Genomic DNA, 979 nt, shown 5'->3' with positions numbered 1-979 from the left:
TGTTTCAGCGAGCCAATTGCGTAAACTAGAGCGAAAACCATGGGGGCAGGCTTCAATTTTATTTTTTCTCATATACGCCGCCATCATCGTATGTGAAAGAGGACCACGACCGGTAAGTGAAAAGATGAAATCACTTTTAGAGATACAGCGGGCTTGTTCAATTACTTTTAATGCTTCAGATGATAAGGGCACGCGAAATTCTGTTGTAGTATCACGCTTTCCTTTCATATTCTCAGCAGGAATTGTCCATATATCCCCATCAATTTGATCTTTATGAATAAGACGTAAAGGGTTAGAGCGAACCCCTGTAAGGATAAGCAGACGCAAAGCAAGATGTGTTATGTTTTGTGTTTTACAGAGGAACTGATAAAAAGCTGGTATATCTTTCCAATCCATTGCTGGTCTATTAATGATCTTATGACGTTGTTTTCCTAAGAGAGCACGTGCTTTTTCTGTTGCTTGTAAATCAACATCCAAACCCAAAGCAGCCGCATGTTTGAGACAAAGATTAAGACGTATCAATGCTATCTGAGCTGTTCCAGCTTTTGTATGCCAAATGGGAGAAAGCGTATCGCGTATCTCTGTTTGTGTAATCTCAGAAACGGGAAGACAGCCTAGTTTAGGGAGAATGTAAAGCCGCAAAGGTGAAAACCAATCACTAGCCTTACCATCTCTTTTTAATTCGGCTTTACGACTTTCAAAAGCATCCACGGCAATGTCTTTTAAGTAATGGAGATTGCTTATTGCTTCACGCTTTTGTTTTTCACGTTCTTTAATAGGGTCACGCCCTTCACGTAAAACAGCACGCCACCCAGTTGCTAATTCACGGGCTTGTTTTAAAGAGACATGTCTTAAGGCACCCAATCCCATTTCACGGCGCCGACCGTGGAGGGTATATCGTAAAATCCATTGAGCACCTCCATCTTTACGCTTATGAAGTAACAAGCCGGCACCATCATTATATTTGCCAGCCCCCAAT

At 41.8% G+C, this 979-nt stretch carries 1 protein-coding gene; it reads right to left on the bottom strand.

All coding sequences use genetic code 11. From position 1 onward, the window contains the following. On the bottom strand, positions 1-978 hold a 978-nt coding region (locus ACFIJK_RS09365; RefSeq protein ID WP_375627598.1), incomplete at its 3' end, for a tyrosine-type recombinase/integrase. Between the last annotated feature and the right edge of the window lies 1 nt (position 979).

It is taken from the genome of Bartonella sp. PS17NMGDW (assembly GCF_042193555.1).
GTDB lineage: Bacteria > Pseudomonadota > Alphaproteobacteria > Rhizobiales > Rhizobiaceae > Bartonella > Bartonella grahamii.
This window is presented reverse-complemented; position numbering and strand designations above follow the sequence as displayed.